15 protein-coding genes are annotated in these 15897 nt (G+C 42.8%); 7 read left to right on the top strand and 8 right to left on the bottom strand.

Features of this window, described 5'->3' with window-relative positions; translation table 11 throughout:
- The first annotated feature begins 56 nt into the window (after nucleotides 1-56).
- Complete coding sequence (ilvA, locus tag ACTL4S_RS04545) at nucleotides 57-1595, top strand: threonine ammonia-lyase, biosynthetic (protein WP_441298844.1); 1539 nt, start codon at nucleotides 57-59, stop codon at nucleotides 1593-1595.
- 41 nt (nucleotides 1596-1636) lie between these two features.
- Here the strand turns inward: ilvA and ACTL4S_RS04550 are convergent, their stop codons facing one another.
- Entirely contained in the window at nucleotides 1637-2188 is a 552-nt protein-coding gene (locus tag ACTL4S_RS04550) for a hypothetical protein (RefSeq protein ID WP_441298845.1), read from the bottom strand.
- A 121-nt stretch (nucleotides 2189-2309) separates the two neighbouring features.
- Here ACTL4S_RS04550 and ACTL4S_RS04555 point away from each other — a divergent pair, with 121 nt between their 5' ends.
- Nucleotides 2310-2966 (top strand): potassium channel family protein, encoded by a 657-nt coding sequence (locus tag ACTL4S_RS04555; RefSeq protein WP_441298846.1) that lies wholly within the window; start codon nucleotides 2310-2312, stop codon nucleotides 2964-2966.
- Nucleotides 2963-4303 carry a TrkH family potassium uptake protein gene (locus ACTL4S_RS04560; RefSeq protein ID WP_441298847.1) on the top strand — a complete coding sequence of 447 codons (1341 nt, stop codon included), beginning with the start codon at nucleotides 2963-2965 and terminating at the stop codon, nucleotides 4301-4303. Before ACTL4S_RS04555 ends, ACTL4S_RS04560 begins: the two co-directional genes overlap by 4 nt.
- Before the next feature lie 69 nt (nucleotides 4304-4372).
- On the opposite strand, the gene ACTL4S_RS04565 is transcribed toward ACTL4S_RS04560, so the two are convergent.
- The 3 genes from ACTL4S_RS04565 to ACTL4S_RS04575 form a co-directional block, all read right to left on the bottom strand.
- Nucleotides 4373-5512: a phospholipase A gene (locus ACTL4S_RS04565; protein WP_441298848.1), complete on the bottom strand. Its 1140-nt coding sequence runs from the start codon at nucleotides 5510-5512 to the stop codon at nucleotides 4373-4375.
- 21 nt (nucleotides 5513-5533) lie between these two features.
- On the bottom strand, nucleotides 5534-8473 hold the full coding sequence (locus ACTL4S_RS04570) for an insulinase family protein (RefSeq protein WP_441298849.1): 2940 nt from the start codon (nucleotides 8471-8473) through the stop codon (nucleotides 5534-5536).
- A 165-nt stretch (nucleotides 8474-8638) separates the two neighbouring features.
- Nucleotides 8639-9091, bottom strand: coding sequence for a GNAT family N-acetyltransferase (locus ACTL4S_RS04575; RefSeq protein WP_180087298.1), 453 nt, complete (start codon nucleotides 9089-9091; stop codon nucleotides 8639-8641).
- Between the two features lie 276 nt (nucleotides 9092-9367).
- On the opposite strand from ACTL4S_RS04575, the gene ACTL4S_RS04580 reads away from it, so the two are divergent.
- Genes ACTL4S_RS04580 through ACTL4S_RS04590 form a run of 3 tightly spaced genes read left to right on the top strand, consistent with a single transcriptional unit; the run spans nucleotide 9368 to nucleotide 11329 of the window.
- Nucleotides 9368-10372, top strand: coding sequence for an adenosine kinase (locus tag ACTL4S_RS04580; protein ID WP_441298850.1), 1005 nt, complete (start codon nucleotides 9368-9370; stop codon nucleotides 10370-10372).
- A gap of 14 nt (nucleotides 10373-10386) precedes the next feature.
- On the top strand, nucleotides 10387-10695 hold the full coding sequence (locus ACTL4S_RS04585; protein ID WP_004279797.1) for a Rieske (2Fe-2S) protein: 309 nt from the start codon (nucleotides 10387-10389) through the stop codon (nucleotides 10693-10695).
- Nucleotides 10696-10714: 19 nt separating this feature from the next.
- Nucleotides 10715-11329, top strand: coding sequence for an OB-fold-containig protein (locus ACTL4S_RS04590; protein WP_441298851.1), 615 nt, complete (start codon nucleotides 10715-10717; stop codon nucleotides 11327-11329).
- Between the two features lie 66 nt (nucleotides 11330-11395).
- Here the strand turns inward: ACTL4S_RS04590 and ACTL4S_RS04595 are convergent, their stop codons facing one another.
- Nucleotides 11396-12067 carry a YidB family protein gene (locus tag ACTL4S_RS04595; RefSeq protein WP_441298852.1) on the bottom strand — a complete coding sequence of 224 codons (672 nt, stop codon included), beginning with the start codon at nucleotides 12065-12067 and terminating at the stop codon, nucleotides 11396-11398.
- Between the two features lie 105 nt (nucleotides 12068-12172).
- Nucleotides 12173-12643: a DUF6231 family protein gene (locus ACTL4S_RS04600; RefSeq protein WP_213687208.1), complete on the bottom strand. Its 471-nt coding sequence runs from the start codon at nucleotides 12641-12643 to the stop codon at nucleotides 12173-12175.
- Between the two features lie 34 nt (nucleotides 12644-12677).
- Between ACTL4S_RS04600 and ACTL4S_RS04605 the strand changes: the two genes are divergently transcribed.
- Nucleotides 12678-13547 (top strand): DUF2797 domain-containing protein, encoded by an 870-nt coding sequence (locus ACTL4S_RS04605; protein ID WP_213687207.1) that lies wholly within the window; start codon nucleotides 12678-12680, stop codon nucleotides 13545-13547.
- 62 nt (nucleotides 13548-13609) lie between these two features.
- On the opposite strand, the gene ACTL4S_RS04610 is transcribed toward ACTL4S_RS04605, so the two are convergent.
- Both ACTL4S_RS04610 and hbs read right to left on the bottom strand, forming a co-directional pair.
- A complete protein-coding gene (locus ACTL4S_RS04610) occupies nucleotides 13610-15475 on the bottom strand; it encodes a SurA N-terminal domain-containing protein (protein WP_441298853.1) in 1866 nt (621 codons plus the stop codon).
- A gap of 130 nt (nucleotides 15476-15605) precedes the next feature.
- Nucleotides 15606-15878 carry a non-specific DNA-binding protein Hbs gene (gene hbs / locus ACTL4S_RS04615; protein ID WP_004279807.1) on the bottom strand — a complete coding sequence of 91 codons (273 nt, stop codon included), beginning with the start codon at nucleotides 15876-15878 and terminating at the stop codon, nucleotides 15606-15608.
- Nucleotides 15879-15897: the final 19 nt, after the last annotated feature.

Consider the following 15897-nt stretch of genomic DNA (forward strand, 5'->3'; position numbering starts at 1 on the left):
GCCGTATGGTTTGTTACAATAAGCCCCTATTTTAAACTGTTAGATGGAAAATTAACATGCTGTCTCGTTTGGTTCGACAAATATTACAAGCAACGGTCTACGATGTTGCAATCGAAACTCCACTCGAAGCAGCACCACGAATTAGCGAACGACTCAATAATAACATCCGCTTTAAACGTGAAGATTTACAACCGGTTTTTTCATTCAAATTACGTGGTGCTTATAACCGCATTAGTCAATTGCCGAAATCTCAACTGGAACGTGGCGTTATTACTGCTTCAGCGGGCAACCATGCACAGGGCGTGGCACTCTCAGGGAAAAAGCTGGGTATTCGCGCGATTATTGTGATGCCTAAAACCACACCTGATATCAAGGTACAGGCGGTTAAACGTCTGGGTGGCGAAGTGGTTTTGCATGGTGATTCATTTGATGTTGCCAATAAATATGCGATTCAACGTGCCCAGGAAGATGGGATGACTTTCATTCCGCCTTATGATGATGAACTGGTGATTGCTGGCCAAGGCACCATTGCCAATGAAATTCTTCGCCAATGGCGCGATGTGGATTACGTGTTTGTCGCAGTTGGCGGTGGTGGCCTGATCGCAGGTGTTGCAGCGTATTTAGGTGATGTCGCACCCCACGTTAAAGTCATTCCAGTGGAATACGACGAATCTGCCTGTTTAAAAGCTGCTTTAGAAGCAAATGAACGTGTGATTCTCCCATCTGTGGGCTTGTTTGCTGATGGTACAGCTGTAGCCCAAATTGGTGAAAAACCATTTGATGTGATTCGTCTGCAAAAATCGGACAATTCTGGCCCAATCGTGGAACCGAATGTGGTGCTGGTGAATACGGATGAAGTCTGTGCAGCGATTAAAGACACTTATGACGAATGCCGTAGCATTGTAGAACCATCTGGTGCAATGGCTCTGGCAGGTATTAAAAAATACGTGGCTGAACATGGCATCGAAGGTAAAAATATGGTGTCGATTGTGTGCGGCGCCAACATGAACTTCGACCGTTTACGCTATATCGCTGAACGTACCGAATTGGGTGAACGCAAAGAAGCGATTTTTGCCGTGACCATTCCGGAACAGAAAGGTTCATTCCTGAGTTTCTGCCGTGCCTTGCAAGGCCGTAATATTACTGAATTTAACTACCGTGCCAGCGATGCTTCTGCTGCGCAAGTCTTTGTCGGCATCAGTCTGAAAAATGGCGAGAAAGAACGTCAGGAAATTTATGAAACCTTAAAGTTCCAGTATGACGTTGACGATCTGTCTGATGACGAAGTGGCCAAACTGCATATCCGTTACCTGATCGGTGGTCATGCCGATATTGAAAATGAGCGCCTGTTCCGCGTGGAATTCCCGGAGCGTCCTGGCGCTTTACTGATGTTCCTGGAACGTCTGGGCCCAACACATAACATTACCCTATTCCACTACCGTAACCACGGCGCTGCTGAAGGACGTGTTCTGGTAGGTCTTGAAGCGACCGATGCACAACAAAATCCGGACGGCTTGATCGAAACTCTCGAAACCATTACCTATCCATATCAGGAAATTACCAATAATCTGGGTTATCAACGTTTCTTGAAGTAATTCTTTCAAACATAAACCGCCTTTCGAGGCGGTTTTTTTATTCATATACAATAAATTTTATTAATGATTTTTTTTAAACTATTTAGAGTTGTAGTTAAAACTTCGTGTGCAACTTTAATATCAATATTGTGATATCTCCTGCGATCATCATCTAAAATTTTATCTTTACTAAATATAGCTACATGTAAAATGTCATTTTGAAGCTGATCAAGTTTTTCGTAAGTTTTAATTAATCTTCCCTTTAGCTGTTCAAGATCTTTATCTTTTTCTACTTCAAGAATGATCTCTAAATTAGAAATCATACCTACATATAAATCATAAATAATCGGATTCAATTCTTTTTCAATACCATAGTACACATTCCCCTCATTAGGTCCTTCATTTAAATTATCAATATGCGAAGTAATATATTGGACAAAATATTTATCAAATTTTTTAATATCCAGATAAACTTCCTTTGCAATATTTGAAACTGTCTCAACTCTCTTTTGTGTTTTCCATTGCTTTGAAATACAGTAAGCCACGATAACCGTTAAAATTGCGGCAGCAATCGTTGCAATAGCTCCCCAATCAAGCACACAATTCTCAACCATTTAGTTCTTTTCCTTTCTAAATAAACGATTTATATCAATTATGTAAAACTTCAAACATCTTGGATTAGATTAACGCTAACATAACTCAAAATACTTTATTTAGAATAATTAAGGATAGCAAATGGCATTATTTGCAGTCATCGGGCTTGGCAGTTTCGGTGCGACCGTGGCCACGCAACTGATCAGCCTGAAGCATGAAGTGATCGGAATCGACCTGAATAAAAAATATGTAGAAAACATTTCCGATCAACTGACCCATGCCGTGATTGCCGATGCAACCGATGAACATGTACTGGATGAGCTGAACATTCAGCGCTGTGATGCCGTTGTTGTGGCAATTGGAGAGGATATTGAGGCCAGCATTCTGTGTGTATTGCACTTAAAAAATATGGGCGTGAAGAAAATCTGGGTGAAGGCCAAATCCAAATCCCATCACATGATTCTGACCCATCTCAATGTTGAAAAAATCATTCATCCTGAAGAAGATATGGGCGTTCGGGTGGCACAGTCATTAAGCTATCCTATGGTCAGTCGTTATATGGCGCTTGAGGATGATCATTATATTGTCAAAATTGAAATTCATGCGGATCATCATGGTACGCCACTGAATCAGTTGATTAAGCATGCTCCTGAAATCACGACCTTATTACATAAACGCGGATCTACATTGCAATATCACGTAGATGCCAATCAGATTCTTCAGGAAGGCGATATTTTACTGGTTGAAGGATTGCTGGAACCTTTGCGCCGTCTTGCTAAATATTTTAAACATCTATGAAAAGTTCTGATTTAAAGCAACACAGGACGATTAACCTCAGTCCTCCAAGCTTACTGGCTTTGGGTTTTCTCGGATTAATTCTGATCGGCTCACTGCTATTGATGCTGCCTATTGCACATCATGGAGAAATCAGCTGGCTAGAGGCGATTTTTACAGCAACTTCTGCTGTGACTATTACAGGGCTATCGGTGGTGAATGTCGGTGAAGCCTATACCGTATTTGGTCAAATCGTGATTATGTTTTTGTTGCAATGCGGCGGCTTGGGTTTTATGACCTTTGCCATTCTGGCAGTGATGAGTCTGGGACCGCAACTGGGGCTAAAACAACAAGTCATGGCACAGGAGTCCATTGGACAAACCAGCCTGAAGAAAGTCAGTTTTACCATTAAAGCCGTGTTTTTATACTCCCTGTTTTTTGAAGCGATCGGCACGCTGATTCTGACTTTGGCTTGGCTCAAAGAATATCAGTTTAGCGATGCACTATTTTATGCAGCTTTTTATAGCGTCTCCGCTTTTAATAATGGTGGATTTTCACTATTTCCAAATAGCTTGATGAGCTTTTCAGGACAGTATCTGATTACCTTTACCATCAGTATGTTGTATATCATTGGCGGTATCGGTTTTCTGGTGCTGATGGACGTCAAAGAACATAAGCGCTGGCGTAAGTTGAGTACCAACAGCAAGCTAATCCTCTCAACGATTCTGGGTCTGAACCTAAGTGCTTTTATCGTACTTTGGCTATTGGAGGCTTCCAATCCACAGACCTTAGGTCTCATGAGTTTGGGCGATCAGGCCGTGAATGCCTGGTTCCATGCCACCGTTCCCCGCTCTTCAGGTTTTCATAGCTTGCCAATGGAACAAATGAGTGATGCATCCAGTCTCATTACCATGCTGCTCATGTTTATCGGGGGAGGTTCCTTAAGTACGGCGGGCGGCATTAAGGTCGGTACGTTTATTATTGTGGTCATCAGCGTAATCAGTTTTTTAAGACGCGAAGATGAGATCCGGCTGTTTAATCACTCTATTCCTGAAAAAACCACTTTTAAAGCATTGGCCGTCGTGTGTATTACTGCAGCGTTGATCATGATGGGTTTTATGAGCTTATTAATCTTGGAACCTGAGCAGGATTTTCTGGATCTGTTATTTGAAGCTGTGTCTGCAGCCTGTACCGTTGGCTTGTCCCGAGGGGTGACAGAGGAGCTACAACCGGCCAGTTTGATCATTCTGATGTTGTTAATGTTCGCAGGTCGTCTAGGGCCACTCACACTTGCTTATTTTATTGCGACTCCCAAAAAGAGTCGTCTCAAACATCCGCCTTCAGAAATCCAGATTGGTTAATCTACCTAGAAAAAACCATGCAGCGGCATGGTTTTTTATTTTCATTCCAAGATGATTCAAGTGGGAATTTTAGAACCAGTTCATCAAGGAGACACCTAAACCGACATAAGTGGCACGGTGGTTATAATCAATCAGGCTTTCTCCGTAACCATCAAAAAGCTGGAATTGACCACGCAAACGCCCACTGATCGGGAATGACCAATCGAACTGTACGGCTCCACGGTTGTTATCTCCACCTTTTAAAGTATGTCGCAGCATCAATGAAAAATCATGCTCCTTATAACGATAAAATGCGGTCATGTCTCCACGGCCAATATAGTTTTTGATTTCTGGATTGTTATCATCTTCTCGCTTCTCTTCAAAGCGATACCAAGGACGAACCATCAAGGCAAAATTGTCTTTTTCAAAACCGAGATTCAGCATCACCCGGTTCCAGCTACGTGATAACGGATCAGAACGGCCATTGGACTGATGATTAATGGTCAATCCCAACATACGCCAGTTAAGACCTAAAAGATCATAGTTGGTACGGAAGATTAAACTGGCTTCGGGTTCATAGTTGGTTTCACGAAACGGACGTGATTCTTCCGAGTTATACACCTGCCAACGTGAAGATTGGGTATAACCAAGCCAGAGATCGCCATTATCTCCCAAGATATTTTCAACCGCCTTGGTCTTTAAAGACAACTGAAACTTTGCTTCGGTTGAGGTAAGATTTTGGTCTTCCTTCACTGTGTTTTCTGGATTTTCACTTTGAGGGAATTCATTTTTCTTTGATGTCCAGAAACCTGGCATCAAATACACGGGCTGATAAGAACGAATGTTCCAGGTGCCTAATTTACTTTCCGGAGAGAGTTCCCATCGGCTATCCAGCAAAGACAGATTCGGCGTCAGCTTTGATCCTTCAGAAGCATAAATATTGGAAACAGTTTGGCCAATTTTCGCTTTTAAATTATCGGGTTCAGGCGCAATTTCTGCTGCTGCACGACGTTCAGAAACGATTGCAGGCTTCTCAGTGACCGGAATTTTAAATAAAGCATCATAGCAAGCCAGACGCTCTGCACTACTTTCCAGTGCGGCACAGGCTTCGGCCGTTGCCGGCATGGGGCTGTTAACTACTATTTCTTCCGCATTCACTTGCGTCCCAACTGCACAGCCCAGCAAAACGCTCAGCTGCAGAGTTGAGCGCTTAAACGAATTAAGCGCCATCCCTTATCCTCTTCTTTTTATTTATAGAACTTGTTGAATTACAAAACCAAGCTGCTCCAGCATTTCACGCTTTGCCACTGGTGCCACAACTGCTTTCGTCGCCTGCTGCTCGACCAGATAGGTCTGTGCAACACGCTGCAAATCATCCAGTGTGACATTCAATAAACGTTCACGTAATTTTTTACGGAACGCTGGTGTACGTTGATGCAGATAGGCATAACATGCAGTGATCGCTTCACCCGCCGGTGAACCCGGTTTATCCATGCTGGCAATCAGACCCAGAATGGCTTCTTCCAGTTGATGCGGCTGTTGTGGTGCATTGAGTAACCACTGGATACTGGCATCAAAATCCTGGAAAGTTTCTGCCAGACGTGGGTCACGGTAGCTGTAGAAACGGAATGAACAAGCATTGCCGTCATAGCTGGCACCACCACCATAGGCACCGCCTTTTTCACGGATGGCGCTGTGCAGGAAGCCATTACGCAAATAACCCGCCAGTACCATCAATGCAGCAGCATCAGGGTGTGAGACTTCAACTGCCGGATAAGCAGCCGCACAGAACTGGACATTTGCTTGAATCAACCAGGCTTCGTGCTGATCATGGGTCAGTTTTTCGACTTGAGTCAGTGCAACTGGTGCAGAATCCACCGCAAGTTTGTCCCAGACATTCTGGATTTCTTCGATCAGATGCTCAGATTGTGGTTCTTCACACACTAGCAGGAATTGCTTTGGTGCTTGCAACAAGACACGATGAATTCGTTTTAACTCGTCAATCAGCAGATCATATTCAGCCGGATCTTTTTCAATTTTTGAGACCAGTTCGATCAGCCAGTTCAATGCACCCAAACCGGTATTGTGATAATCACGCAAAGCCAATGCACTATGCTGACGTGAAGCCGTTTGCATTGCATAGCTATGTCCAGAACCAGAAATACGTGACTGCCAGCGCGTTTTACGCTGTTGTAACAGTTCAACAATACGGTCTTTCTCATCAAAACGAAGCTGTTCAAAACCGATCTTTAACAGACGAATTGCATCCAGATGATTCACCAAAGATTTGGTGGTCAACGTCAACCAGGCAGTAATTTTGTTTTTGTCATCGACTTTAGAACGCAAAGATGCGCCCATGCCCAGACCGCCACTTACCGCTGTTTGCAGTTGCTGGAACTCAAGATAATCATACTCACCCGCACCAACTTCACCCATCAGGATCGACAGCAGGTTAAAGTAAGGCGACTGCACCACTTCATCCGGAATATTGACCAGAACCTGTTGATAATAAATCCCATTGGTGCCGGCATGATACAGGTTCAACGGCGTATCAACACGGTTACAGATAATCTCGCGCAACTGGCCTTGAACAATTTGCAATTCCGCAGGGACATCTTCCAGACCGACTTTCGGCAACAAGTTCAAGTCATCTGGTGTATCTTGACGCACATTTAATGCCTCAGTCTGCGCAATAATTTCAGCTTTTTGCTCTTCAGTCAGATTCTTGCCAATTTCAGCCAGACGCGCTTTTTCATCCGCTGCTTCTTTGGCAGATTTGGTCGCATCCGGAACCAGTGTCAGTTGGACACGATGCGGGTTATCCAGCAGATGCTGTTTGATCAGATTGGAAAGCCACATCGGATCTTGTAGTTCTTCTTTGACTGCAGCAATGGCAGAGTCCACATCCCAAACTTCGACCGGGTCACGGTGATGAATCGCGCTGCCCAGACCGCTCAGAATCAAGCTCAAACCATACGGCGTACCATCGCCATTGATTTCACGCTGATGCAATTCAATTTGATGCAGGATCGCATCGACCATGCTCTGATCAACTGGTTTAGAGGCAACATCTTCCAGAACCTTAAACACACCATTTTTAAATTCTTCTGCATGTTCAGGATTTGAACCCTGTACCGCGCAGTAGAAAGTCATTTCAAAATTAGAATCATCCACGCCCATGAATGGACCTGTTGCATCTGCATAACCACAAGTTTCCAGATAATGACGCAGTGGCGATGCTGAATCTTCTAATAAGATACCTTCAACTAAACGCATGCCCAAACGCAGTTTAATGTCACTGGCTTCCGGTAATAACCATGACAGCACATGATAGGTCTTGTCCTGTAGATCTTCGGCATCGACCGCATAGCTGTCTGTAACCGTCAATGGTGCAGTCAGGCGGGTTTCAGGTGTTGGATACAGCGTCTGACCTTTTTCAAATTTAGACAATGCCAGATGTTCAAACTGCTCTTGCAGTTCGAATGCTGTTTTATTGCCAAAGGTCATGAAGACTGCATTACTTGGATGGTAATGTGACTTATAGAAATCAACTAACTCCTGGTAAGTCAGGTCAGGAATATCTTTAGGATCACCACCCGAATTATAGTGATAGGTCGTATTTGGGAATAAATGATGCGCCAGCGTGTGATACAACTGATCTGAAGGCGAACTCATCGCACCTTTCATTTCATTAAAGACCACGCCTTTATAGACAGGCTCGCCATTTTCCAGCTCAATGCGAATGCCTTCCTGGGCAAAATCTAGTGGATTGAGGTTCGCAGCAAATGCTGCATCCATATACACTTCAAGCAGGTTCTGGAAATCCTTGCTGTTCTGCGTCGCAAATGGGTACGCAGTCCAGTCCGCCGCAGTAAAGGCATTCATGAAAGTATTCAGTGAACGGCGAATCATCAGGAAGAATGGATCACGCACCGGGAATTTTTCTGAACCACACAGCGCAGTATGTTCCAGAATATGTGCTTCGCCTTTAGAATCCATCGGCTGGGTACGAAACGCCACCAGAAAGACATTTTCGTCGTGATTGGTCGCCAGATGATAATGTGTGGCGCCAGTCACTTTATGTTTATATTCAGACACGAAAATGTCTAAAGCTTCAACATGTTGTTGACGTACCAACTGAAACGCAGGATGTACAGTTTGAGAAATGGTTTCAGTGACATCTACAGTCATGCGATCTCCTAATGCTTTAATTAAAATAACTAAGCGCATTATAGCTTTAGTTATCTGAATTATTCACGTTGAAAACCGAGGATTTTGATCGAATTAAGTAAACTTGATCATTTGAAAATTAAATCATCAAATTTACTTCCTGCCTCTAGATGAGTATTTACAAGCTTAAGAAATCAGATATTTAAAATAGTTATAGCTTGGATTGTTTTCCACAAATACATAATTCTGCTTTTGATAAAAACTGGCGGCCAGTCGGGTATCTGTTTGCAGGCACAAAGCTGAATAATGCGGACGTGCCAATTGCTCCAGGTAAGCCAAAAGCTGTTTGCCTACGCCATGCTGACGATATTTCGGATGCACATAGAAACGGCGTACACGACCAATGCGGTCTTCAATGCCGTTATCTCCCAATTGCTGGTTTAAGCCGCCACAGGCAACCAATTTCTTGCCATCATGCGCCACCACCAGATATTCATTGGCGTGGCTAAAGCAGTTTTTCCCGGTGCGATATTCTTCTATTAACTTATCTACCAAATTATAGCCTTCTTTACGTGCCAGAGTTGCCAGTGTTTCGATCTGATCCGGGAGTTGTTCGGCTGTTACAATTTTAATATTCATATACGCACACTATTTGAAATTGTTGTGGAGAATGACAGTTGCCAAGCGACTTAAAGTATCATGCCAGGAGCGATATCTCTTTATAAATAAAATGTGATCCTTAAATCAATGCTGCAGCGCCCTAGTGCACAAAAATAAGTCAGTTTTTAGACCAAAGATAGCTGCTGAACAAAATACAGCATTTTTTTAAATTATTTGAAAATGATTCAGCAAACTACAGCTATCCCAAGCAATCGTGTAAACTTAGGACTTTCATTTTTAATGTGATATTTGAACATGGCAACTGTTGATCTTTTTGCGATTGGTAATGCGCTGATTGACCAAGAATTTAAAGTTTCTGATGACTTTTTAACTGCACATCACTTGCAAAAAGGCACCATGCAACTTGCAGATGGTGAGACTCAGGCCACTCTTTATCAAAATCTTCAAGCGACTCAAGTGTATAAGGGTCAGGCTTCAGGCGGTTCAGCAGCCAACACTACCGTGGCATTTTCTGCGCTCGGTGGTTCTGCATTTTATGGCTGTCGTGTCGGAAATGACGAACTGGGACACATCTACCTGCAAGGTTTGAATGATGCCGGCATTAAGACCACCACCCAATCGATCAGTGAAGGCGTGACAGGGACATGTATGGTTCTGGTCAGCCCTGATTCTGAACGTACCATGCATACTTATCTGGGTATTACGGCCGAACTGACTGATCAACAAATCGATTTCAGCGCACTCAATAGCGCGAAATGGTTATATCTTGAAGGATATTTATCAACTTCTGAAACAGCACGTCATGCGGTACAACAAGCACGTGATATTGCACGTGCTAATGGCGTTAAAATTGCTCTAACTTTATCTGATCCTGCCATGGTGCAATACGCGCGTGCCGGTCTGGATGAAATGATTGCAGATGGTGTTGACCTACTGCTATGTAACCAGCAAGAAGCGCTGATGTATACAGAAACAGATAATCTTGAGGCAGCCCTGCTTAAATTAAAAGCAATCAGTCAACACGTTGTCATTACATTGTCAGCTGAAGGTGCACTCATTTCTGATCATCAGAATACCTTTACTGTTCCAGGTCGCAAAGTTACTGCAGTAGATGCCAACGGTGCCGGTGACGCTTTTGCCGGGGCTTTCCTGTACGGATTGAATGCTAATCTGGGCCTTCAAGCTGCGGCTGAACTGGCAATTCTCATTTCGAGCCAAGTGGTTTCACAATTTGGTCCGCGCCTGGCAGTTGAAGACTATGCGGCATTATTACAAGACTTTCAAAAGGAATGTGCTTAATGTTTAAAATCTGCATGACCGAAGACGTTCCAGAGCGCGAAGCACGCTCTTTTGAGCTTCCTGATGGAGATAATATCTTTATCACACAGCGTGACGGTGCCTTCTATGCCTATCAAAACCTGTGTCCGCATTTGCAGGTCGAACTGGAATTTCTGGAAAACCAGTTTCTGGATCGTGATCAGGAATTTATTGAGTGCTCTACGCATGGCGCCTTGTTTCTGGTAGAAAGCGGTGAATGCATTTCTGGGCCTTGCCAAGGTCAAGCACTTGAAAAAGTAGAGATTACCGTGCATTCTGATGGTGGAATTTACCTCTCAGAATAAGACTAAAACGGACTTCACCATGCCTGAATTTTTTCTAGACTATAACCTGATGCCTTTTCATCTGAGTTTATTGGCGATTATTCTGTTTGGTGTGGTGAAAACCATTGGTTTCTATTTTGGACTCAGACCCAGCAAGTTTCTGCAAAAAATTTCACCTTATGACTTTCAGCAGATGGATCTACTAAACGTCAAATTCTCCAAAACCTTGATTGTGTTTTTCTTCCTGATGAATTTTAGCTTTGCCGGCTATGTTTTACAGTTCCTGATATATTCCCAGGAATTTAAGTTTCTGCCTGCTTACTACCTCATTATTCCGGCTTTGATCATTGCGACTTTTTTTACTATTTTTATGATTCACTGTCTGGATCAGGTTATTCCACCCAAATATAAAAAGAACAATGTCAATTTACTTGGTCGTCTGGCGACGATTTCCAGTGGCAATGCCCGTCCCGGCTTTTCTGCTCAAGCACGGGTACGGGATGAATATGGGCAACTGCATTATGTACAGGTAGAACCCGAGTTTGGTGAACTCGGTTTTCAGTCGCAGATTATCCTGATTCGCATGAGAAAATCTCATTATGTTGCCAAGAAAATTTGTAAATCTAATCAGCTGTTTAGCATGAATCTAGATTAAATTCTAAATCATTTAATAGTTATTAAAAAATCCCGACAGATATCGGGATTTTTTTAATGTTTAGATTTATTTTTTAAGAAGTCCTGAAACCATATTCAATACATTTTGAATATCATTATTGGCTTCTTGCTTACTGGTCTGCTCACCTTGTGGAGTAAGCGAATCAATAATCTGCGGCAAGACCTGTGAAATCGCACTATAAACATCCTGCTTCGGTGCATGCGTTTGCTGTGCTACTTCTTCAACTTCCTGATCATCAAACAGGTTTTGCATCTGCTGCGGATCAACATTGGCATTTTCACCGGGACCAGTCGATACCCAATCATCGACCTGGCTGTTGAGTCCCTGTCCTTTTAGCTTGTCCAACGCACCTTGCAAACCGCCTTGCTTTTGAATCCAGGCCAACACTAAAGGCAATACAGCAATCAATAGGGTTTTACCGGTAGAACCACCTAGTCCTGAACGAGACTGAGCAGTACTTTGAGTACTACCACCACCGAGCTGACTTAGTACTGAACCTAAAATTGCCCCCAGACCATTTTGTCGATTCTGCTGGTCGGTTTGATTTTGCTGGTTTTGAGTATTTTGATTTTGCTGAGGATTTGACTGGTTTAAATGCCCTAGCACAGACCCTAGGATATCTGCCAAGCCACCTTGTTGTGAGGATTTCTGCTGCGACTGCCCGCCACCCAATGCCTGCTTTGCTAATATTTCCACAATACTACTCAGGTTTGTCATATCCTATATCCTATGTGCATCTTAATTACAGAATACGGCCTGCCCTCATATTGTCTAGGCAAGATTGTGTTAATATTTGCAATCTTAGTTAAGCTAGTTTTTAGCTTACCAGCGAAATTTATCCCAGTTTTCCGGATTGGCCCAAAATTTGGAGTTAAACCAGTCTGGCACGTGCTTATAGGTTAAAATATTAAACTGCCACAGCGCAAAATCGGCCTCATGTATAGTTTTGTCAATCAGCTGGGTAAATCCTAAAGCTCTCAATAACTTTTCATTTTGCATCCGGCTGATCACCACTAGCCGTTTGGCAAACAAATCACGTAATTTCACCAGAATTTGACTCATGATCTGTTCAGACAAATGTTCTGTTTCTACAGTATCCAGCATCACCACAGCCAAGTCATAACGTTGCTGAAAAGGCAGATTTAAAAAGTCAGATACGCTAAAATAGGACCATTGAATAGCTGGCTGAAACTGGACTTGGCTCAAGTCCTGCCCAATACAAATAGCAGTATGAATTGGCTGTTCCTGTGCGAAATCGTCTAGCATCGAGGTAATGACATTCTGCTCAGCCATAACTGCATCCTTATGATTTAAGTGAGTAATTTTTATGGAACTTCAGGGCATTTGTCATAAAATGCACGTCGGCCTCAAGGACCTTAGTGTAACTGATCAACAGATACAGCGGGCAAATGTTGAATATAAATTAATTTTAGATCGTGCAGAAATTGATCTTCCGTTTAATTTAGGCCAGGAAATCGAGATTGAATGGACCGGTAATATTTACTGCGTGTCCTGTGGCAACAAAACTTCCAAATCATTTTCGCAAGGTCACTGTTTTAAATGTTTTAAAACCAATGCTTCATGTGATATGTGCATCATGAAGCCAGAGACGTGCCATTATCATTTGGGCACTTGCCGCGAAGATGAATTTGCACAGAATGTCTGCTTCCAACCACATATTGTCTATCTGGCCAATTCCAGTGCATTAAAGGTCGGCATTACCCGTACCAGCCAAATGCCGACTCGCTGGCTTGATCAGGGTGCCACCCAGGCCCTGCCGATTATGAAAGTGGGCTCACGTCGTCTTTCCGGAAAGCTTGAGGTCATGTTTGGTACGCAGGTTGCTGATAAAACTGACTGGCGCAAGCTACTGAAAGGTGAAGCAGAACCATTGAACCTGATTGAAGTGCGTGAACAACTGCTGGAAGAATTTGCGCCTAAAATTCAAAGCATTCGCGAAGAATTTAATCAGAATCTAGAATTTAATGAAAATATTGAAGTATTGGAAGATGAATTCGCACGAGAGTTTATTTATCCGGTAGAACAATATCCGGAAAAGATTAAATCGCATAATCTTGATAAAACTCCCTTAATTCGTGGCAAGTTACAAGGCATCAAGGGGCAGTACTTAATTCTGGATACTGGCGTAATTAATATGCGCAAATATACTGGTTATGAACTGATTATTCGTGCTTAATCCATTATTTGCTTAGAGCATAAAAAAACCAGCCCGCAGGCTGGTTTTTTTATACAACAATTTTATTTGATTTTTGCCTGAGATTTCAGGTAACGCGTATAGTCATCAAATTCCTGCTGACCACGAAGTTGTTGATATAACTTCACCAACTCACTGCGTTGTTCTGCACTCAATACATCTACCGGGTTCTTCTTCACTTCTGATACCGCAACCACAACCAGCTCATTCGGCATTTTCGCTGTCGTCACTGACCAATGGCCTGCTTTTGGTGTCGGAAGACTAAAAGCCGCACGCTGTACATCACGTTTTAGCAAACCTTCAGCACGTGTGTAAACACCAGCATCTTCAAAGATCAAATCACCTTTCGCCACTGCCGCAGCCGGTTTGGTTTTGAACTCATCCAAAGCTTTCTGAATTTTTGCTTTTGCCAAAGCAGCTGCTTTGTCTTCAATCAACTGAGCCTTAACACGCGGTTTTGCTTCTGCCAGTGTTTGTTCGCCAGCAGCATGATAATTACGCACCTTGATCCAGGCTACATCACCATTGGCCAACTGAATGCTTGATGAAGCATTACGATCACCATTTTTAACATCGTCATTAAACAGTTTAACCTTGAGGTTAGCATCGCTCAGCACTGGATCACGAGTCGAAAGTTTTACTCCTTGGGCTTTCTGGACTTGTACACCTTTAACTTCCTGTGTAACGACATCCAGAGAATCACTTCCTACTACCATATCATTTAGCGTATTGACCGTATCAGAGAATGCATTGGATTTTTTAGCAGCCAAGGCTTCTTCAGACAAACGTGCTTTTTGTGACTCAAAAGAAGGAACCGCAACATCTGGCGTTTGCACAGAAATAATGTGGTATCCATAATCTGTTTTCACCGGTGCAGAAACCTGACCTGATTTTAAAGAATTAACCGTCTGGTCAAATGCAGTGCCAAATACACCTTCTTCATAGACAGCAAGCGCACCACCTTTAGACTTAGATTCAGGATCTTCAGAATATTGTGCTGCAGCTTGAGCAAAAGTGGTACCGGCTTTAATTTTGGCTGCAATCTCGGTCGCCAGTTTTTTCGCTTCAGCATCACTACGACTGTCCGCCGTAATTAAAATATGCTTCACATCTGGTTTAACTGCCTGTTTTTGTGTCGCGACAAAAGCCGTGTACGCTTCCTGAAGCTCAGCCTCTGTAACCGCTAAACTCTCCACCTGAATATCGCTTGGCTTTAACACCACATAGTCGACATCTACGCTGGTCGGCTGTTTGAATAGCGTTTTGTGTTTTTCATAATAGGCAGCAATATCTGCATCCGTCACTTTGACATCTTTTTTATAGCTGTCCAGATTAATGCTGGAAATATGAATATGACGTTGTTCAGTTTGTAAATCAGCAATCTGCTGCATTTCGACTGGGCTTACCAATGGATAATCCAGGAAAGTCGATGACAGCATCTTCAGCGCATGATCTTTACGTAAACTTTCAATCAAAGCGCGATTGGTCATGCCAATTGATTTTAGATAATTTTCATATAAAGAATTCGAGAACTTTCCATCTTGCTGGAAAGTAGGCTGCTGAGCAATCATCTGTTCAATTTGCTGGTCACTCAGACTGATCCCTAATTCTTCAGCCTGTTGCAGCAATAAAGTACGTGCAACCAGAGTATCCATGGCTTTTTGGTCAATGAAGCTTTGATTCAGTAAAGTTTCATCCCCATTGGCATAACTGAGATATTGTTCTTTAAATGATTTGGTCAGTGACTCTAATTCTTTTTGAGATATTTCAGTCCCGTTCACTGATTTTGCCGCATCAGAGTTTCCGCTGCTAAAATATCCTTCAATACCTACAAGTGCTAACGGGGTCAAAAACAGAACGAGCAAGACTTTGCCCAACCAACCCTTAATAACTTTACGAAAAGCTTCCATAAGTATTCCAATATTTTATTTGCAAAGGATTTTAACCGAAAATACCCATTGAATGAATGTGTTAATCATCACAATTAAATTTATCAATAAAAAACGCGCCAAAGAAGGCGCGTTTCGTCGCTGGGTAAGCTTAAGCTACAGCGTCTTTTAAGCCTTTACCTGCTTTGAAGCTAGGTACTTTGCTTGCTTTGATCTCAAGAGTAGCACCAGTTTGTGGGTTACGGCCAGTACGTGCAGCGCGTTCTTTCACACCGAAAGTACCAAAACCCACTAAAGTTACTGTATCACCCGATTTTAAAGCTTCAGTAACAGAAGCAATTGTAGCATCTAAAGCTTTACCTGCGTCAGCCTTAGATAATCCCCCTTTTTCTGCAATTGCATCAATTAATTCTGATTTATTCATGAAGATTACGTCCTCTTAA

Origin of the sequence: Acinetobacter lwoffii (assembly GCF_052078135.1) — a bacterium.
Classification (GTDB): domain Bacteria; phylum Pseudomonadota; class Gammaproteobacteria; order Pseudomonadales; family Moraxellaceae; genus Acinetobacter; species Acinetobacter lwoffii_Z.